Source organism: Mediterranea sp. ET5 (assembly GCF_023337025.1).
Classification (GTDB): domain Bacteria; phylum Bacteroidota; class Bacteroidia; order Bacteroidales; family Bacteroidaceae; genus Phocaeicola_A.
In genome coordinates, this window is record NZ_JAMBLN010000025.1 from 24,752 (window position 1) to 42,531 (window position 17,780).

General features: G+C 52.4%; 19 protein-coding genes. 10 read left to right on the plus strand and 9 right to left on the minus strand.

What is annotated here, in order from left to right; translation table 11 throughout:
* The first annotated feature begins 171 nt into the window (after positions 1 to 171).
* Positions 172 to 570, plus strand: coding sequence for a hypothetical protein (locus M3087_RS12885; protein WP_249096343.1), 399 nt, complete (start codon positions 172 to 174; stop codon positions 568 to 570).
* 133 nt (positions 571 to 703) lie between these two features.
* Here M3087_RS12885 and M3087_RS12890 read toward each other — a convergent pair whose 3' ends face one another.
* Both M3087_RS12890 and M3087_RS12895 read right to left on the minus strand, forming a co-directional pair.
* Positions 704 to 3,364, minus strand: a complete 2,661-nt coding sequence (locus M3087_RS12890; RefSeq protein ID WP_249096360.1) for a calcium-translocating P-type ATPase, PMCA-type — start codon at positions 3,362 to 3,364, stop codon at positions 704 to 706.
* 191 nt (positions 3,365 to 3,555) lie between these two features.
* The gene (locus M3087_RS12895) at positions 3,556 to 4,308 is read right to left on the minus strand and encodes a hypothetical protein (protein ID WP_249096361.1); all 753 of its coding nucleotides are present in this window, start codon (positions 4,306 to 4,308) and stop codon (positions 3,556 to 3,558) included.
* A 176-nt stretch (positions 4,309 to 4,484) separates the two neighbouring features.
* Here M3087_RS12895 and nhaD point away from each other — a divergent pair, with 176 nt between their 5' ends.
* Entirely contained in the window at positions 4,485 to 5,885 is a 1,401-nt protein-coding gene (gene nhaD, locus M3087_RS12900) for a sodium:proton antiporter NhaD (protein ID WP_249096363.1), read from the plus strand.
* A 94-nt stretch (positions 5,886 to 5,979) separates the two neighbouring features.
* Here the strand turns inward: nhaD and M3087_RS12905 are convergent, their stop codons facing one another.
* Entirely contained in the window at positions 5,980 to 6,318 is a 339-nt protein-coding gene (locus tag M3087_RS12905) for a translation initiation factor (protein WP_249096365.1), read from the minus strand.
* Between the two features lie 276 nt (positions 6,319 to 6,594).
* On the opposite strand from M3087_RS12905, the gene M3087_RS12910 reads away from it, so the two are divergent.
* The 3 genes from M3087_RS12910 to ispF are packed head-to-tail and all read left to right on the plus strand — an operon-like array spanning position 6,595 to position 8,444.
* A complete protein-coding gene (locus M3087_RS12910) occupies positions 6,595 to 7,254 on the plus strand; it encodes a redox-sensing transcriptional repressor Rex (RefSeq protein WP_249096367.1) in 660 nt (219 codons plus the stop codon).
* A gap of 57 nt (positions 7,255 to 7,311) precedes the next feature.
* Positions 7,312 to 7,929, plus strand: a complete 618-nt coding sequence (locus M3087_RS12915; RefSeq protein WP_022383635.1) for a fumarylacetoacetate hydrolase family protein — start codon at positions 7,312 to 7,314, stop codon at positions 7,927 to 7,929.
* A gap of 35 nt (positions 7,930 to 7,964) precedes the next feature.
* On the plus strand, positions 7,965 to 8,444 hold the full coding sequence (gene ispF, locus M3087_RS12920; RefSeq protein WP_249096374.1) for a 2-C-methyl-D-erythritol 2,4-cyclodiphosphate synthase: 480 nt from the start codon (positions 7,965 to 7,967) through the stop codon (positions 8,442 to 8,444).
* Between the two features lie 30 nt (positions 8,445 to 8,474).
* Here the strand turns inward: ispF and M3087_RS12925 are convergent, their stop codons facing one another.
* The 5 genes from M3087_RS12925 to M3087_RS12945 all read right to left on the minus strand — a co-directional run bounded on the left by M3087_RS12925 (position 8,475) and on the right by M3087_RS12945 (position 11,329).
* Entirely contained in the window at positions 8,475 to 8,942 is a 468-nt protein-coding gene (locus tag M3087_RS12925) for a DUF4252 domain-containing protein (protein WP_249096376.1), read from the minus strand.
* The gene (locus M3087_RS12930; protein ID WP_249096381.1) at positions 8,939 to 9,469 is read right to left on the minus strand and encodes a hypothetical protein; all 531 of its coding nucleotides are present in this window, start codon (positions 9,467 to 9,469) and stop codon (positions 8,939 to 8,941) included. The genes M3087_RS12925 and M3087_RS12930 overlap by 4 nt, the downstream gene beginning before the upstream one ends.
* Positions 9,453 to 9,965 carry an RNA polymerase sigma factor gene (locus M3087_RS12935; protein WP_249096382.1) on the minus strand — a complete coding sequence of 171 codons (513 nt, stop codon included), beginning with the start codon at positions 9,963 to 9,965 and terminating at the stop codon, positions 9,453 to 9,455. The genes M3087_RS12930 and M3087_RS12935 overlap by 17 nt, the downstream gene beginning before the upstream one ends.
* Positions 9,952 to 10,440, minus strand: a complete 489-nt coding sequence (locus M3087_RS12940) for a DUF4252 domain-containing protein (RefSeq protein ID WP_249096383.1) — start codon at positions 10,438 to 10,440, stop codon at positions 9,952 to 9,954. Before M3087_RS12940 ends, M3087_RS12935 begins: the two co-directional genes overlap by 14 nt.
* A gap of 127 nt (positions 10,441 to 10,567) precedes the next feature.
* Entirely contained in the window at positions 10,568 to 11,329 is a 762-nt protein-coding gene (locus tag M3087_RS12945; RefSeq protein ID WP_249096387.1) for an SDR family NAD(P)-dependent oxidoreductase, read from the minus strand.
* Positions 11,330 to 11,664: 335 nt separating this feature from the next.
* On the opposite strand from M3087_RS12945, the gene M3087_RS12950 reads away from it, so the two are divergent.
* From M3087_RS12950 to M3087_RS12970, 5 genes are all read left to right on the plus strand, one after another.
* Complete coding sequence (locus M3087_RS12950; RefSeq protein WP_249096388.1) at positions 11,665 to 13,092, plus strand: aspartate ammonia-lyase; 1,428 nt, start codon at positions 11,665 to 11,667, stop codon at positions 13,090 to 13,092.
* Positions 13,093 to 13,209: 117 nt separating this feature from the next.
* Entirely contained in the window at positions 13,210 to 13,398 is a 189-nt protein-coding gene (locus tag M3087_RS12955; protein ID WP_249096389.1) for an RNA polymerase sigma factor, read from the plus strand.
* Positions 13,399 to 13,451: 53 nt separating this feature from the next.
* Complete coding sequence (locus M3087_RS12960) at positions 13,452 to 14,450, plus strand: FecR family protein (RefSeq protein ID WP_249096390.1); 999 nt, start codon at positions 13,452 to 13,454, stop codon at positions 14,448 to 14,450.
* A gap of 451 nt (positions 14,451 to 14,901) precedes the next feature.
* The gene (locus M3087_RS12965) at positions 14,902 to 17,280 is read left to right on the plus strand and encodes a SusC/RagA family TonB-linked outer membrane protein (protein ID WP_249096391.1); all 2,379 of its coding nucleotides are present in this window, start codon (positions 14,902 to 14,904) and stop codon (positions 17,278 to 17,280) included.
* On the plus strand, positions 17,208 to 17,678 hold the full coding sequence (locus M3087_RS12970) for a TonB-dependent receptor domain-containing protein (protein ID WP_249096392.1): 471 nt from the start codon (positions 17,208 to 17,210) through the stop codon (positions 17,676 to 17,678). The genes M3087_RS12965 and M3087_RS12970 overlap by 73 nt, the downstream gene beginning before the upstream one ends.
* Here the strand turns inward: M3087_RS12970 and M3087_RS12975 are convergent.
* Positions 17,659 to 17,780: transposase (locus tag M3087_RS12975; protein ID WP_249096393.1), on the minus strand; the 122-nt coding region annotated here is incomplete at its 5' end. The two genes, M3087_RS12970 and M3087_RS12975, sit on opposite strands and share 20 nt — an antisense overlap.

A 17,780-nucleotide genomic window follows, 5' to 3' on the forward strand; every position in this document is an offset into this window, starting at 1 on the left:
GTATGGTGCTTGGAATAACTTCTTATTATACTTATACTTGCAATCGAAACTTCGATTCGTGCTGTTGATATTCCCAGGAGCAGGTTGTGTTGCTCCAACTTTCTCAAGCCACATTCGCGTTGACAAAAATAACGAGTTAATAATACAAGTCTCACCTTAAAAATTTATCGTATGAAAAAACTACTATCCATGTTGTGTACGTCGGGCGTACTTCTGTTTGTGGCATGCCACAGTGACCAGACCAAAGAAGCACTCACAGCTGCTGATGAACAGCAACAGACCACCGAGGTGAACTTCCTAAAGTTATCGTTGGACGAGTATCAGCATCTTTCTCCTGCTGAGAAAGAAGCCCGTCGCAGTATCTTTAAGCTGGGGCAGTATGTGTTGCTGGACAGTATCAATCATTGTTATAAACTGACAATCAGCAAGGAGGAAGCTGTCAAGCAAGATATTCCGGCAGCAGATTATGATTCCTTTGTTGCAGAAATGGAGAAGGCGAATCAGACGATTCAGGAATACATGAAAGCCGGGAAGTCTATCCAACTCACAGACCCACAGAAGAAGGAGTAAGTGAGAGAGGAAGGGGTGTTGGCTTGAGAGGTTTGTATTCAAGAGCAAGGCTGTGTGCCATCGGTTCATCAGAACCGGCACACAGCCTTGCTCTTGTTTCATAATGCTTTCCGGCAAATTCTCCGGAAGCATTTTATCTCTTCTTCTGGCACAGACGAAGCAGTTCGCCAATCCACAGCACCGGGGAGGTGGCGGCTAGCAGGATGCCCCAGGTCTTCAGGTCAAGCGGAACGGTGCGGAACACTTCGCCACCGAACTGCACGATGATGAACTGCCCGATGAGGATGATGGCAGCCACACCTACCAGCACGTAGGACTTGCCCAAGTGACCGAGGGCGGAGTGTGTCGTGCCGAATACACGGGCGTTGAACAGATTCCAGAATTGCAGCAGGACGAACACCGTGAAGAAGATTGTCAAGTCGTGGATACTCATGTCACCATCCATGCCCAGCCAGTAGTACAGACCCAGGAGGATGAGGATAAAGGCGATGCCCGTACCTATAATATTATGGTACATGCCCCGGTTGATGATGAAGTCGCTCTGCTTGCGCGGCTGCTCTTTCATCACGTCCGCACTGGGCGGGATGGATGCCAGTGCCAGAGCTGCGAAGGTGTCCATGATGAGGTTTACCCACAACATCTGCGTCACAGTGAGCGGAATGACGTCGCCCATGAAGCTTCCGGCAAGCACGATGAACATGGCAATGAGGTTGATGGTGAGCTGGAAGGCGATGAAGCGTTGGATGTTCTTGTACAGCGAACGTCCCCACATCACGGCAGTCCCGATGCTGCGGAAGGAGTCGTCGAGCAGGGTGATGTCGCTCGCCTCCTTTGCTACCGAGGTTCCCGTACCCATGCTCAATCCCACCTGGGCGTGGTTCAGAGCCGGGGCATCGTTGGTGCCGTCGCCGGTTACTGCCACGACAGCCCCTTTCTGTTGGAGCAGCTGGACGAGACGTTGCTTGTCCGTCGGTCTTGCACGCGACATGATTTTCAGGTCCATCACACGGTCCAGTGCCTCTTCGTCGCTCAGGGCTGCGAAGTCGGTACCCGTGATACGGTTGCGTTCCGTGTCTTCCGGTTTCCACAGACCGATCTGACGAGCTATCTCGGTTGCTGTTCCCGGTGTGTCTCCCGTCACGATTTTCACACGGATGCCTGCATCCTGGCATTGACCCACGGCAGCCGGTACATCCGGACGGATGGGGTCGGAGATGGCGACGATGCCGAGGAAGATGAATGCTCCTCCTGTAGCGAGGGTGGCACAGTCGGTCGGTTCACCGGCATCCACCACACGGTAGGCAAATCCCAGCGTACGCATCGCCATGTTCTGGTAGGCGAGGAGCTGTTTGTCGATGCCTGCCTGTGCTTGTGCCATCGGTGCCGTTCCGTCGGGAGTGGCGATGAGGGCACACTTTTTTGCCACGATTTCAGGAGCCCCCTTTATGTAGAGAATCCGTTTGCCCAACGCCGAATCAACCAGCGTAGCCATGAACTTGCGTTCAGTGGAGAACGGCAGCTGGTCGACAGTCTTGGCGGCATGGCGCAGCGAGAGGTAGTCCTGTCCCTGAGCCTGCATCCACAGCAGGAGGGCAATTTCAGTCGGATTGCCTACCCCTTTCACGTTGTCGCCCTCTTCTTCGAGGTAAGCCGTGGAGTTGGCGGCAATGCCTTCAGCCACCAGTCGGCTGGCATCCTGAGTCATGTCGAGTTTCTGTCCGTCGAGCACTTCGAACCTGGTTTCGTAGACCTGCATGCGGTTCTGCGTCAGTGTACCGGTCTTGTCGGTGCAGATGACCGTCACGGCACCCATGGTCTCGCAGGCATGCATCTTACGCACCAGGTTGTTGGTGGCAAGCATGCGGCGCATGTTCAGCGCCAGGCTGAGGGTGACGCTCATGGGCAGACCTTCAGGGACGGTCACCACGATGAGGGTCACTGCCATCATGAAGTTGTGGAGGACGATTTTGGCAATCTCCAGGTATTCCGTTGTTCCGCTGACGGTGTGTGCAGCCAGGTAACTGTGCAGCTCGTGCCAGGTAAAGCCGATGAAGGCGAGTGCTGCAACGACGAACCCGACTTTCCCGATGAGGTTGGCAAGCCGTTCGAGCTGGATGTTGAGTGGTGTCTTCTCGTTCGACTCTTCCGTTGCCTGACGTGCCACCTTTCCAATTTCCGTTGCATCGCCGACGTGGAGCACCTGCATCACGCCATGTCCGTCGACAACGGTCGTGCCGCGCATCACATGGTTGGAGGGGTAGGTTGCTTCCTTGTCGAAGTGGGCGGGGTCGGTGGTCTTTTCCACCATCGGTTCACCCGTGAGGCTTGACTCGTTGACCTGCAGCGAGGTCGCCTCCAGCAGTTCACCGTCGGCAGGTATCTCTTCGCCGTTTTCCAGCATGACGATGTCGCCCACGACGATGTCCTTGCGGGGCACTTCATGTACACTTCCGTTGCGGATGACACGGACGAGCGTCTCCTCGTTGGTGGCATTGAGCAGGTCGAACTTCTTGCCGGCATCATACTCGAAGTAGAAGCCGATACCCGTAGCCAGGAAGATGGCGACGATGATGCCGATGGACTCGGCAAACTCTCCTTCGATGAATGAGATGATGAGTGAGAAGACGGCGGCTACAAGCAGCACGCGGATGATAGGGTCGTTGAATTTTTCCAGGTAAAGTTTCCACATCGGGGTGCGGGGCGGAGGTGTGAGGAGGTTGTTGCCGTGTTGGGCACGGCTCTCTTCCACCTGACGGTCATCGAGTCCCCGGTGTTTGAATTGGGATGTTGCCATTGTGTAGTGTTTATTAGAATAGTTATAACAAGATTGGCAAAATTAAGCCATTTCACGGAATATGAGGTAAGAAAGGTCCGGAAAAAGCAATAATCCCGACAAAAGGATGCCGGGTGGGGAGGGATGTTACAAAACTGTTTCAAAGGCGGAAGCGTCTCCCGTCAGTCCCGTGACGGAAGGCGTAAAGGAATTTACGATTTCCCCGGTACGTACTTGACGGGCTTCAGTTCCTGCGTATCCGTCACCTGATGATGGATTTTGAAGGTGGGGAAAGACATCTTCCGGCTATTCCCCGGTGTATAGATGCACAGGATGCCGCTATAGGCTGCCGAGGTGACAGTGGTGTCGCGGAGGAAACAGAGGGTATGTCTGTCACTGGACTCTGTAGTGGTGTAGGTGATGTCAAAATAGCCCAGGCTGTCGCGTTGGACGTGGAGACGGACCTTCGGCGAGGTGTTTCCGCGCATGAAGGCTTCGCTTTGGGCGAGCAGGCGTATTTTCTTTCCGGTCTGACAGTAGAAATAGATGCAGTCCTTTGCACCGCCAATCTGGAGGAAATAGCCGTTGAGCGGACCGTTCAGGTCAGCGGAAGTCGACATCAGGTAGAGGCGTGCATGATTATGAGCGGAAGGGTTGAAGGAGCAGTTCACCTGCATGACCCATCCGGTACGGTCGGGAGTACGGAGCGGAGTGTAGAGACAGGCACTCCCGGTGCGGAGGCTGTCGTTGAGGCGGATAGTCCCGTTGTCCGTCAGACGGAATTTTCCAGTCTCTCCCTGCCATGAGAGCGTGTCATAGGCTGTTGCTTCCTCAATGACTGCATGCCAGCCGGTATCTTCCGTCGGTGATGCTTCCTCCGGTTCTTCCATGAATTCCGGAGGCGTGCATTGGATGAAAATGAGCGCAACCACGCCCAGTATAAGGAGAAAACAGGTCTGTTTCATGGCTCTCAAAGTGTCAGGTAAAGATGTCAGTGACAAAGGTAACACTTCTTTTAAGAACCTGGACTTTCTATCTTGAATCTTTTCTCCTTTCTTTCTTGGCAGTTTATTTGGAAACCTCGGATTATTTAAGCTCTTTTGCACGTCCAAATTTTAGTTTCACTCTTTAATACTACCTAATGACTGCTGTAATTGTTCTTCTCTTCGTTGCGGGCTATGCCTGCATTGCGCTGGAACATGGCTTGAAAGTGAACAAAGCCGCCGTGGCGCTTGTGATGAGTGTTGTGTGCTGGGTCCTCTACATGTCTTTCTGTGACGTCTATGTCCCTCGTTTCTATGCGGATGAGTTTGCTGCTTTCTCGGCATCGGGCGCAGAGGGAAGTCTGCTCGACAGAGCCCGTGCTTTTGCCAACGAGCACCTGTTGCTGCGCCATCTGGGCGACACCTGTGAGATTATTTTCTTCCTCATGGGCGCCATGACCATTGTGGAGACCGTGGATGCCAACGGAGGCTTCAACTTCGTCCGTGACCGCCTCGGCACGCGGAGCAAGCGTGCTCTGTTGTGGCGCATTGTCATCATGACCTTCTTCCTGTCCGCCCTCTTGGACAATCTCACGACCAGCATCGTGATGGTCATGGTGCTTCGCAAGCTCGTCGACGACCCCAAGGACCGCATGGTCTATGCCGCGATGATTATCCTTGCCGCCAACAGCGGAGGCGCCTTTTCTCCCATTGGCGATGTGACCACCATCATGCTTTGGATTAAAGGTAATGTGAGTACGCTCGGTGTCATAGCCGAGGTGTTCCTGCCTTCGGTCATTTCGGTCATTGTTCCCCTGCTGCTCATTCAGGGTCAGCTGAAGGGCGAACTTCGTCCGGTGGCAGACGACCCGTCAGCCTGTCCCTCTTATGATTTCTCAGCCAAGGAACGTCAGTGGGTGTTCTGGTTGGGTGTCGGCGGACTGGTGATGGTCCCTGTCTTCCGTACGCTGACGGGGCTTCCTCCGTTCATGGGTATCCTGCTGGTGCTCGGCATCCTGTGGCTGACGACAGAATTCTTCTATGCACGCAAGCCCAATGTGGAAGGTTCGTGCATGCAGCGTATGGGCAACCTGCTGTGTCGCATAGACCTTGCTACCCTTCTTTTCTTCCTGGGCATCCTGATGACGGTGGCAGTGTTGAGCGAAATCGGTGTGTTGAGCGAGTTCGGACGTTGGCTGGAAGAGGCGTCGGACAATAACGCCTACCTGGTGACCGGCATCATAGGCATTGTGTCGTCGATTGTGGACAATGTCCCCTTGGTGGCAGGTTGCATGGGCATGTATGAGATTGCTCCCGCCACGGTGACTGACCCTGCCCTGCTGAACTTTGTGCAGGACGGTACGTTCTGGCAACTCCTTGCCTACTGTGCCGGTGTGGGTGGCAGCATCCTCATCATCGGAAGTGCAGCGGGTGTCGTGGTGATGGGATTGGAAAAGATTACCTTCGGCTGGTACCTGCGTCGCATCTCCTGGCTGGCACTTGCCGGTTATCTGGCAGGCATCGCCGTCTATTGGCTGGAAAAGCAACTGTTCTTCTGAAGCCAGACTTCCTGAAATAACTTACATAAAACGCGGATGGCATCATCGTGTCATCCGCGTTTTTGCAATTTTTCGGTTAGGAAGTCATGCGAGTTTACCGGGTACGGACGTACCCCTCTTTCTTCAGAAGTTCCACCACCTTGTCACGCAGTTCGCCCTGGATGATGATTTCCCCGTCTTTGACAGCACCACCTACGCCGCAACGTGTCTTCAGCAGTTTGGCCAGTTCCTTCAGGTCTTCCTCCGTTCCGGCGAATCCTTTTACGACGGTTGCCGTCTTTCCACCCCGGTTCTTCTTTTCGATGAATACCCGCAGGTTCTGTTTTTCCTTCTCCAGTGTTTCCGGCTCCTCTTCACCTTCCGTTTCGTAGGCGAAATCAGGGTTGGTGGAGTAGACTATGTTCAGCCGGTCTTTCCAATCGTTTTTCTTCATAGGGGATTGTTGTTGGTTTGGGGTACAAAGATAAACAGGCTATTTGTAAATTGTGAACGATGATAGAAAACAAATGCGGTTCTTTCAACGCTAAGCACGTATCTGTAAACTTCTATAGAAGGATATTCAGCTTCCAGCATCCGGCAAAACGAACCGGAAAGAGTGCCTTTGCCAATTAAATTCGATATGTTTTCCCTTTATTGCTCGGTGTATTATGGAAATATTTCTGTAATTTTGCGTGCCATATACAATTTGAGAACAAAAAACGAACGGGTTATGAGTACCTCTTTGCTACGCGATTTCGATAAAGTGCCGGAGCCTACGCTCCGCCGTCTGCCGTGGTATCTGTCCACGGTGAAGCTGTTGAAGGATAGGGGGGAGCAATATGTCTCTTCTACTCAGATATCTAAAGACATCAATGTCGATGCCTCGCAGATAGCCAAGGACTTGTCGTATGTCAGGGTCACCGGGCGTACCCGCGTGGGGTATGAAATCGATGGATTGATTCGGGCGTTGGAAGCATTCCTGGGATTCACCAACATGCACAAGGCGTTTCTTTTCGGAGCCGGAAGTCTGGGACGTGCCCTCTTGGGAGATTCCGGTCTGCACCAGTTCGGACTGGAGATCGTGGCAGCCTTTGATGTCAATCCTTCCGTCGTGGGAACGGAAGTGGGCGGAGTACCTATATTTCATACGGACGACTTTGCCCGGAAGATGCAGGAGTACCGGGTGGACATCGGTATCCTGACCGTACCCATCAATATTGCCCAGCAAGTGACTGACGACATGGTGGCAGGAGGCATCAAGGCGGTGTGGAACTTTACCCCCTTCCGCATCCGGGTTCCCGAGAACATCGTCGTGCAGAACACCTCCCTTTACGCCCACTTGGCAGTGATGTTCAACCGGTTGAATGTAAATCAGATGTTAAATAAGTAATTCGGCTTTCGCAAGCTCACGTTGCAGTGGGGCGCGAAACTTAAATAAGGAACAATCATGAAGATTATAGCTGTCGGGATGAACTATGCGGCACACAATCAGGAGTTGCATGCCGGCATGGCACTCCCCAAAGAACCGGTTATCTTTCTGAAGCCGGACTCGGCTTTGCTCAAGGATGGCAAGCCATTTTTTATCCCCGATTTCTCCAATGAGATTCATTACGAGACGGAGCTGGTCGTGCGCATCAGTCGTCTGGGCAAGAACATCTCCGAACGCTTTGCACACCGTTACTATGATGCCGTCACCGTGGGCATCGACTTCACGGCACGTGACTTGCAGCGCCGTTTTCGAGAAGCGGGCAATCCGTGGGAGTTGAGCAAGGGATTCGACAATTCCGCCGTCATCGGTACGTTTGTCCCGATGGAGTATTTCAAGGACATTCAGAACATCCGTTTCCACCTCGACATTGACGGGAACACGGTGCAGCGTGGTTGTACCTGCGACATGCTGTTTACCGTAGACCGGATTATAGCCTATGTGAGTCGGTTCATGACGCTGAAGATGGGCGATTTGCTCTATACCGGTACTCCCGTGGGGGTAGGTCCCGTCAGCATCGGACAGCATTTGCAAGGCTATCTGGAAGGGGAACGGGTGCTTGACTTCTACGTTCGTTAGACAAAGATTCAGAAACTCACAAAACTTATAGACAGATGAACATACGCGTAGGATTCGGTTTCGACGTACATGCTTTGGTTCCCGGACGCGAACTGTGGTTGGGAGGCATACGCTTTGAACACGAGTTGGGATTGTTGGGGCATTCGGATGCCGACGTATTGATACATGCCATTTGTGATGCCTTGCTGGGAGCAGCCAACATGCGTGACATCGGTTATCATTTTCCGGACACGGCAGGCGAGTTCAAGGACATAGACAGCAAGGTCCTGTTGGCAAAGACTGTCAGTCTCATCGCCTCAAAAGGCTACCGGGTAGGTAACATCGATGCCACGGTCTGTGCCGAACGTCCCAAGCTGAAAGCACGCATCCCTGAGATGCAGGAGGTGCTGGCACGAGTCATGGGAGTGGAGACCGACTGTGTGTCCATCAAGGCCACGACGACCGAGAAATTGGGTTTCACCGGACGGGAAGAGGGCATCTCGGCTTATGCCACTGTCTTGATAGAGAAAGTATAAGGTAGGGAGCGGCTGTTGCCTTCCGTCCTGTCATTTGTGCTTCTTTTCTCCGATGATGTTCTGGATGTCCTGCAGGCTCATGCGTCCGGTGATGACTATGAGGGTGAACTCCTTGGGCTCGTCCGCCAGGACGACAAACTCGTTGATGCCGTTGGAGTGCTTTTTCAGGAGGATGTCCACCTTCTCCCCATCGTCGCGTACACGTACCAGTGACTCATAGCCGTGTTTGGGGGTAAAGCCGGTCACAGCCTCACGCAGCTTTTGGATGACAGGAGCCTTTTCGCTGTTGAGCACCTGGAGGCTTTCCAACTTTTGTCCGATGCCTTCCAGCTGCAATCCATCGACCTTGATGTCACTCATCATGCTGAACATGGCTTTGGAAACATAGACTGATGTGACGCCCTCCATCTCCGAGAAGCGGTCAAACAGATTTTCCTGGGCGTAGGTGACGAAAGAGCAGAGCCAGAGCAAGGCTCCGAGTATATACATGCGTTTCATTGTGGTAGTTGTTTGATGTGGTTCAATTGTTCGATTACTTGTTCATGGGCTTTCTCTGTGGTTTGGCTGGCGGTCTGTACGCCTTCCATTCCCCGCCGGAGTCCGTAGGCGAGGATGGAGAGTGCCTTTTCGGTTTCTCGCTGTGCCTCTTCCGGAGTGGCGCACGTGTCTTTCGGGGTGGGCGGTTGTGCCGGACGCAGGAAATAAACTCCCGTACTCACGAGCAGACATATCATGGCTGCCATGCCGAGCAGGCGTCGCCAGTGGATAACGGGGCGGTGGAAATGCCGTTCCGTCTCGTTTTCCTCCAGCCGGTCGATGAAAGCCGACAGCCGTTCCTCCATGCCTTCGGGGACTTCAGGAAGGTCCTCCTCCGTCAGCTGACGGAACATGTCACGGTCAGCATGCAGGGCAGGAGGCACATCCGTCCGTGCAAAGTATTCCTTCAAGGTCTGTTCTTCTTCGGCAGTGGTCTCTCCTGCATAGAAGCGTGCCAGGAGCTTTTCGATATCATTGGGTAGCATCATGGTCCATCCGTTTAAATTGTTCACGTATCTTTTTGCGGGCACGGGAGAGGAGCACGCGGATGTTGGTCGCATTCAGTCCCGTCGCCTGTTCAATCTCTTCAAAGGAGCAATCATTGACGTCGCGCAGCCACATGACCCGTCGTTGCTTGTCGGGCAGCCGGCTTATGAGGCTTTTGGCATGTTCCGCTTCGTCATGCAGCTCGGTGGCGTGTCCCGGTGAGTCGTCGGTTGCCAGTGTCACCTCTTCGGGCGTACAGGTGTCGGTGTCGTGTATGTTCCTGCGCATCCAGTCAAAGCAGAGGTTCTTCACCAGCATCACACCATAGGCTTCCGCGTTTTCCACTCCCTCCAGTTCGTTTCGCCTGTTCCATAGTTTTGCGTAAGCTTCCTGCACGAGGTCTTCCGCATCCTGTGTGTTGCCCGTCAGACGGAAGGCCGTGTGGTAAAACCGTTTATGGCAGGGGAGGAACCGACGTTTGAACTCAGTGGTGTCCATGCTTGTGTCCCGTTTGCTCGTTGACTACCCGGGCGATGTCGTCTCTGTTGAAGCGTCCCTTAATCTGCACCAGGGTACAATCTTTCTCCTCGCTGCAGGCAATCAGCAGTTCGCGGATTACTTTGTTCTTGATGCGTGCGTAGATGTGCACCTTTTCGCCGTCATCGTTCACACGCACCATGGTTTCATATCCTTTGTGCGCCAGTGCCGCCACTCTTCGGTCAAAACGGCGTTTCACTCCGGCGGAACATTTCTCCATGTCAAGTACACGGACGGTCCTTACCTTCTTGGCAAATTGTTCCTCCGGTTCATTGCCCATGAAGAGTTTGCCCATTGCCGTCACGATTGCCGGGATTTTGATATATTCGGCGTTCCGTTCCCTCTTGAATTCATCGAATAAAGCGTCGCCTTGTGCCAGGGCAGGCATGCTGAGGCAGAGGAGCAACAAGGTCAGGATGTATGTTTTGATGTGCATGGTGTCTTTTTTAGGTTTTAAATCTGAATGAATGGTTTGAAAGCACTTTCATTCTTATAGACGCAAGTCGTGCGCAAGTTGTTACATCAATGAGCCGATTTTTTTGTCGGGATGTCCGGACGAGGTGTCAGCGGTCGGGTGTCTTGGTCTCCGGATGCCGGGTTGCGCTCAGCTCAATCCGTTCCCACAGCCATCGGGGAATCAGTCGCCACAATGCCACCAGCATCCGGTAACGTCCGTCAATGATGACGACACGCTGACGATGGGTGATGGCGCGGAAGATGCGGCGTGCGACGTCAGCCGGGCGCATCAGCATCGGGTAATGTCCGCCTTTGAGCAAGTCCGTGTCAACGAAACCCGGACGTATGTCCGTGAAGGAGATGTTCAGGTGCTGGGTGCGTGAGAGTTGGGCAAGGGCTTCCAGGTAGGTGTTCTGATAACGCTTGGTGGCAGAATAGGCAGGGGCAGGTCCGAGACCCTTTGTCCCGGCAATGGAGCTGACGACGGCAATCTGTCCTCCTTCGCCACGTTCCTTGAAATAGTTGAATGCTGCCGTTACCATCCGGGTGAAGCCTTCCACGTTGGTACGTACGGTGGCAAGTTCGGTGTCGGCGTCCAGCCGGGGATTCTGAAACCCGATGCCGGCGACATGCAGGTAGACCTCCATGCCACCCATTTCGTCGATGAGGCTGTGCAAGGTATCGGCGGCATTTTCGTGACAAATGTCCATCGTCCGTGTGAACACATGTCCCGGAGCCAGCAGACGGAAGCCTTCGAGCAATTCGCTGCGACGTCCGGTGAGCCCGACTGTCCATCCGTCGCTGATGAACTGAAGCGCCGTCTCTCTGCCGATGCCCGAGGTAGCGCCCGTGATGATGATTCGTTTCATAACCAGTGATAAGTATAGCAATTACGTCGGCAAAGTTAACCGATTTGTGCCAAAGGCAGATACCGGTGCAGGGACTGAATGTGGCTGCTGACGGCTGTGGTGATAAAATGTAAATAGGATGGTTGGTATTTTGCGGATAATATTCTTTAATGAGGCTGCAAATCTTTTATTGAAATAACTTTTGCTATCAAAATGTAAGTAGTATATTTGCCGCATCATCAGCAGATGATGACAAGATATGGATTGTTCAACTTCCGCAGGCATGTCCTGACCCTGTCACCTGACAGTGGGACGTGTGCGAAACTTAAAAAGTAGATTATATAAACCTTACTAGTATGACAACAGACAGTAAAACCCGTGTGGAACACGATTTGCTGGGCAAGCGTGAACTGCCCGCCGATGCACTCTACGGCATCCAGACTTTGCGTGGAGTGGAGAACTTCTCCATCAGCCGTTTCAAACTCGAATACTATCCGGCTTTTATCAACGGACTGGCTTACACCAAGCAGGCGGCTGCCGAGGCGAACCACCGGCTGGGGCTGCTCACCGACGAGCAGTATGCCGGCATCAAGGCTGCGTGTGAAGACATCGTAGCAGGCAAGTATCACGAGGAATTTCCGGTTGACATGATTCAGGGTGGCGCAGGTACGAGCACCAATATGAATGCCAATGAGGTGATTGCCAACATTGCGCTGTTGCACATGGGACACAAGCCCGGAGAGTATGAATACTGTTCGCCGCACGACCATGTGAACCGTTCCCAGTCGACGAACGACGCTTATCCTACTGCCATCCACATGGGACTGTATGCCAGCCATCTTGCTCTGTTGCCCCACTTGGAGGCATTGATAGCCGAGTTCCGTAAACGGGGCGATGACTTTGCCAACATTGTCAAGATGGGTCGTACGCAGTTGGAGGATGCCGTCCCCATGACACTCGGACAGACCTTCTACGGCTTTGCCAGCATTCTTTCCGACGAACTGCTCCACCTGAATGAAGCTGCTGCCGACTTCCTGACGGTGAACCTGGGAGCTACCGCCATCGGTACAGGTATCTGTTCCGAGCCGGGATATGCCGAGAAGGCTGTGGAGGCATTGGCACGCATCACCGGCTGGAAGGTTCAGCTGGCGAAGGATTGGGTCGGCGCAACGTCGGACACTTCCTGCATGGTGGGTTACATGTCGGCATTGAAACGTGTGGCAGTGAAGATGAGCAAAATCAGCAATGACCTCCGTCTGTTGGCCAGCGGACCGCGTTGTGGCTTGGGCGAAATCAACTTGCCTGCCCGTCAGCCCGGGTCGTCCATCATGCCGGGTAAGGTCAATCCGGTCATTCCGGAGGTAGTCAGCCAGGTAGCCTTTAAGGTCATTGGCAACGAGCTGTGTGTGACGATGGCAGGTGAGGCCTCGCAGATGGAGCTGAATGCCATGGAACCTGTCATGGCACAGTGCTGCTTCGAGTCGGTAGACCTGATGTGCAACGCCTTTGATACGCTCCGAACCTTGTGTGTGGAAGGCATCACGGCAAATCCCGAACATTGTCAGGCGGAAGTGCGCAACAGCATCGGTATCGTCACGGCACTGAATCCCTACATCGGTTACGACCACTCCACGAACATCGCCAAGAAAGCCTTGGAGACCGGACGCAGTGTCTATGACCTCGTGCTGGAGGAGGGCATCCTGACTCAGGAAGACCTGGATACCATCCTTGACCCGAAAAATATGATTCGGCCCGTGAAGCTCGATATCCGGGCTAGAAAATAAGCGAAGACTGTCTTTCCCAAATTCTGAAGAGGGGTACATCGAAATGAGCATCGTGCTTGTTGGGATGTACCCTTTTCTTTTTGGGACGTATCGGCTTTAGAAGGAAAAACACTACTTTTGCCCTCCACACAGAGGCGTGTCATCGAGTTGACGCGGCTGCGTGAGTTGTCCAATAAAGAAGCGGCACAGGTCCTGGAGTTGAGCGAACAGACCGTGAAGAATCAGCTGTCCATCGGTTTGAAGGCACTCCGTCGGGAGTTGAGCAGGCTGGCTGTGCCTCTTTGGTTGTTATTTTTTATTAATTGAGGTCTTTTGATGGTACTTCCAATAAAGAGTCTTGTCTTACTTAGCAGAAAGCAATGATGAAAGAAACAGATTATAAATATCGGAACGATTTACTCTCATCGGAAGAGTTGCGTGAGGCTCGTGAGAAGGTAAACATGGCGTCTGACGAAGCCCTGGAGGAAGTCATGCGTGAGGTATGGATGAATGAGGAGTTTGATACGTCAGGCGTTGAGGAGGCAAGTCTGCAACGCATGAAAGCACGCATTGATGCACGTATTGACCAAAGCGACAACCTGCAGGCAGCGGCTCCCGTACGTCGTTTCTCCTTGGCAAAAGTACTCCGCATCGCTGCGGCGGTGTTGTTGCCGTTGTTGATGTTGACCACCTGGTATTTTTACCAGGAAAGTCGTGTCGTGGAGGCTGAGCAGATGGTGGTGTCGACAGGCAGGGGAGAAAAGGCACACATCACATTGCCTGATGGCACGTCGGTATCGCTGAATGCCGACTCAAAGCTGAGCTATGTTCCGCATCTATATAATAAGGAGGAAAGGCACATCAGCTTCTCCGGAGAAGCTTACTTCAAAGTGGCTAAGGATAAGGAACGTCCGTTCCGCATTGATGGCGATGGCTTGGAAGTGGAAGTCCTGGGCACAGCATTCAACCTGAAAGTCCGTCCCGGTAAACCGACGTCCGAGTTGTATCTGGCGGAAGGGAGCGTCCGCCTGACTTCCGGTAAGACCGCTGAAGAAGTTGTGCTCGCTCCGAAGCATCGTGCCATCATCGATTGTTCCAACGGACACATTACCGTTGTTGGCGAAGAGGATGCTGATGCAGCCACTGCCTGGCTGAGGAACGAGATGGTCTTCAAGGATGCTGCATTCCCCCGGATTGTGGAACAGTTGGAAGAAGTTTATGGAGTTCACATTGATTATCGTGGCAGTAAGACGCCGGAAGACCTGTTTACCGGTACGCTGTTTACGACAGACCTGATGGAGTCCTTGAAGATTCTGGAAAAGACATATAATTTGAACGTGGATATACAAGGTAAAGAGATTGTATTGTCTCAGCAATAGTTTTTCAATAGGTGTGTTTACAGACCTTGCTGTTCCTTCCGTTGTCCGACGGATGGAACACAAGTGTTTGATTTATCAGACACATTCGTTTGACTCACCAAACACAAGTGTTTGACCTGACAAACATAGTAGTTTGATGGACCAAAGTATAATACCTTTCTAAGCTAAGTATAATACTTTGATAGGCTGAGTATGATACTTACCTATGTCAAACCAGTTAGTTTGGCAGGTCAAACGCTTGTGTTTGCCTGGTCGAAGACTTGTGTTTGACAGGTCAAAAGCAAATGTTCGGAGGGTGTGTCAAGTATGACATTCCCTCTTTCTTTTTTCAGGTATTGGGTCCAAATCGGGTAAAAGATGTTCTATAACATAGAATTTTGTTGGTACTTCTTTCGGACGGGTGTGTCTTTACAGTCAGAAAGTTGAATTAGTAACCTAAAACGAATGTAACATGCAGAAACATTTGAGCCTGAAACATGGTGTCCTGACTCTGCTCCTGGTGCTGGGCAGTTGTGTCGGTCTGTACGCACAGCAGGAGCAGCGGGTAACACTGAACCTGAAGAATGTCTCCTTGAAAGAGATGTTCCGTGCCATTGAAGAACAGAGCACTTACCGGTTCTCTTACCGGAACAATGTAGTCGATGACCGTGCAGACATCACGGTCAGCAAAAAGAATGTGGCGGTATCCACCGTATTGACCGATGTCCTGCCGGCACGTGGACTGGATTATGAAATCGTCTCTTCCAAATCAATCGTGGTATTCCAGCGGCGTGCATCTACCGGGAAGCGAGGCGAAAAGAAAACCGTCAAAGGTGTGGTAAAAGATGAACAAGGCATTCCCGTCATCGGTGCCTCTGTGAAGGAGAGCGGGACGTCCAATGGGACGGTGACCGATCTGGATGGCAATTTCAGTTTGAGCGTTGCCGAGGATGCAATCCTGGATGTGACTTATATCGGGTATGCGGCACAGCACGTGAATACGTCGGGAAAGTCCGTGCTGGACATTCAGATGGCAGAGGATGCCGAGCAGCTGCAAGAAGTGGTAGTCACCGGTTATATGGCTGAGAAGAAGGCCAGCCTGACAGGGTCCGTAGCCGTCATAGACATGAAGGATGTGGCAGACATACCCACGGGCAATGTCCTGACTACCCTGCAGGGACGTGTGGCTGGAATGAATATCACGACCGATGGCCGTCCCGGTGGAAGCAATGTGGACGTCAAGTTGCGCGGAACGACCACCATCAACAACTCCGCTCCTCTGTATGTCATCGACGGAGTCCCTACTCATGATAACATGTCAACCATCCTGTCATCGAACGATGTAGAGTCCATCCAGGTGCTGAAAGATGCAGCCTCGGCTGCGATTTATGGTGCGCAGGCTGCAAATGGAGTCATCATCATCACGACCAAACGGGCACAGGAAGGAGTAATCAAGGTGGATTTTGACATGTCCCTTTCCTTGCAGACATTCAGTACCGGGCTCGACCTGCTCGATGCCAACCAATGGGGACAGGTCTATTGGCAGGCTTATAAGAACACGTATGGAACGCATCCCAACAGTGTGGTTTATGGCAATGGAGAGACGCCGGAGTTACAGCCGTTCTATTATGACGAAGACGGAGTCCGGATACGGACCGGCAATACCGACTGGGTAAAGGAAATCTATCACAATGCGTGGATGCAGAATTACAACCTCTCCCTTTCCCGTGGCTTTAAGGATGGCAGTGTGGCACTGACCATGAACTATATGAACCAGGACGGACTGGTCCGTAACTCAGATTATGAACGCTTTAATACCCGTCTGACCTCCTCGTTCCATTTTCTGGACAACAAAATACGGGTGGGAGAGAGTATCTCGGTGAACCGTTGGAAGGAACATCTGCATCCGGGAGGCATCGAGGAGAATGTGGTGGCACAGCATCCTGCCATCCCCGTATATGACGAGGAGGGAGGCTATGCCGGCGGGTATGTGGATGTGTTGGGAGACCGTCCGAACCTTATCCGGCTGACTGACAATGAAGCGAACAACCGGCATACGAACTGGCGTATCTTTGGAAATGCTTATTTGGAGGTTGAGCCGGTGAAACGACTGATTTTCCGTTCCAACTTCGGTGTGAACTACCTGACCGGGTTCAACTCCGTATATGTGCCCAAGTGGCGGGAAGGGTCACGCTCTGTAAATATCAATGAGCTGACCGTGCGTCAGGATAACAGCATGCAGTGGATCTGGTCAAATACGCTGAACTACAGCCTCGATTTCGGAAAGAACTCGTTGGTGGCATTGGCCGGTATGGAGGCGAAAAAGGAATACGGCGAACATGTCCAGGGATACGGACAGGGGCTGGTTATCGATGACTTGGACTATCGTTACCTCGACGTAGTGACATCTGCCAAGAACGTAGGCAATAATTCCAGCACGTATGCCATGATATCCTACTTCGGAAAGGTGAATTATGCCTGGGACAACAAGTATCTGATTTCAGGAACGCTGCGTCGGGATGCTTCTTCACGCTTCGGACAGAACAATAAGGCGGCTGTTTTTCCGTCCGTCTCTGCCGGATGGCGTATCTCCGCCGAACCCTTCATGCAGAAGACCTCTTCATGGCTGGATGACCTGAAGTTGCGTGTGTCATGGGGAGTCAACGGTAATGACCAGATTGATAATACGGCAACCTACAGCAAGTACATCTCCGACTTGAATACCGGTTCCTACAATCTCTCGGGTGACGGATTTACCTTGTTGCAGCCGTACGGACCATGTCTGCCAATCCGGATTTGCGCTGGGAGCAGACCGAACAGCTCAATTTTGGTCTGGATGCTTCCTTCCTGAACGGCAGACTGCTCTGGACATTTGACTATTATAACAAGGAGACGACCGACATGCTGATCCGCAAGGACTATATCGCAGTGATTGGAGAAGGAGGCTATTACTTCTATAACGGTGCCCGCTTGACAAACAGAGGCGTGGAGACGACACTCACCTGGCGCGACCGCATCCGCGACTTCCATTACGATGTGACCTTTAACATGTCGTATTACAAGAATCGCGTAGCCGACCTGCCTACGGACATCTATTATACGTATGGTGGTGGAAACGGCATCGACAAGTCCATCGTCGGGCAGCCTTTCGGTTCGTGGATGTCTTACCGCACGGACGGTGTCTTCCGTACCCAGGAGGAGGTCGATGAATACTTGAACAAGTATGGGTTCATCCGACATTTCGCGTGATGCGGCAATCATGCAGTGCATATAGCCTCAATTCAAAGTATCGTTCATCCCTAAATCCATATGCCGTTCTCTTTATGACCTTTATCTTGTTGTTGATGCCTC

Excerpts from the sequence above, each read along its gene's own strand:
- M3087_RS12885 (WP_249096343.1), top strand. The coding sequence starts at position 172 with ATGAAAAAACTACTATCCATGTTGTGTACGTCGGGCGTACTTCTGTTT.
- M3087_RS12890 (WP_249096360.1), bottom strand. The coding sequence starts at position 3,364 with ATGGCAACATCCCAATTCAAACACCGGGGACTCGATGACCGTCAGGTG.
- M3087_RS12895 (WP_249096361.1), bottom strand. The coding sequence starts at position 4,308 with ATGAAACAGACCTGTTTTCTCCTTATACTGGGCGTGGTTGCGCTCATT.
- nhaD (WP_249096363.1), top strand. The coding sequence starts at position 4,485 with ATGACTGCTGTAATTGTTCTTCTCTTCGTTGCGGGCTATGCCTGCATT.
- M3087_RS12905 (WP_249096365.1), bottom strand. The coding sequence starts at position 6,318 with ATGAAGAAAAACGATTGGAAAGACCGGCTGAACATAGTCTACTCCACC.
- M3087_RS12910 (WP_249096367.1), top strand. The coding sequence starts at position 6,595 with ATGAGTACCTCTTTGCTACGCGATTTCGATAAAGTGCCGGAGCCTACG.
- M3087_RS12915 (WP_022383635.1), top strand. The coding sequence starts at position 7,312 with ATGAAGATTATAGCTGTCGGGATGAACTATGCGGCACACAATCAGGAG.
- ispF (WP_249096374.1), top strand. The coding sequence starts at position 7,965 with ATGAACATACGCGTAGGATTCGGTTTCGACGTACATGCTTTGGTTCCC.
- M3087_RS12925 (WP_249096376.1), bottom strand. The coding sequence starts at position 8,942 with ATGAAACGCATGTATATACTCGGAGCCTTGCTCTGGCTCTGCTCTTTC.
- M3087_RS12930 (WP_249096381.1), bottom strand. The coding sequence starts at position 9,469 with ATGATGCTACCCAATGATATCGAAAAGCTCCTGGCACGCTTCTATGCA.
- M3087_RS12935 (WP_249096382.1), bottom strand. The coding sequence starts at position 9,965 with ATGGACACCACTGAGTTCAAACGTCGGTTCCTCCCCTGCCATAAACGG.
- M3087_RS12940 (WP_249096383.1), bottom strand. The coding sequence starts at position 10,440 with ATGCACATCAAAACATACATCCTGACCTTGTTGCTCCTCTGCCTCAGC.
- M3087_RS12945 (WP_249096387.1), bottom strand. The coding sequence starts at position 11,329 with ATGAAACGAATCATCATCACGGGCGCTACCTCGGGCATCGGCAGAGAG.
- M3087_RS12950 (WP_249096388.1), top strand. The coding sequence starts at position 11,665 with ATGACAACAGACAGTAAAACCCGTGTGGAACACGATTTGCTGGGCAAG.
- M3087_RS12960 (WP_249096390.1), top strand. The coding sequence starts at position 13,452 with ATGATGAAAGAAACAGATTATAAATATCGGAACGATTTACTCTCATCG.
- M3087_RS12965 (WP_249096391.1), top strand. The coding sequence starts at position 14,902 with ATGCAGAAACATTTGAGCCTGAAACATGGTGTCCTGACTCTGCTCCTG.
- M3087_RS12970 (WP_249096392.1), top strand. The coding sequence starts at position 17,208 with ATGTCTGCCAATCCGGATTTGCGCTGGGAGCAGACCGAACAGCTCAAT.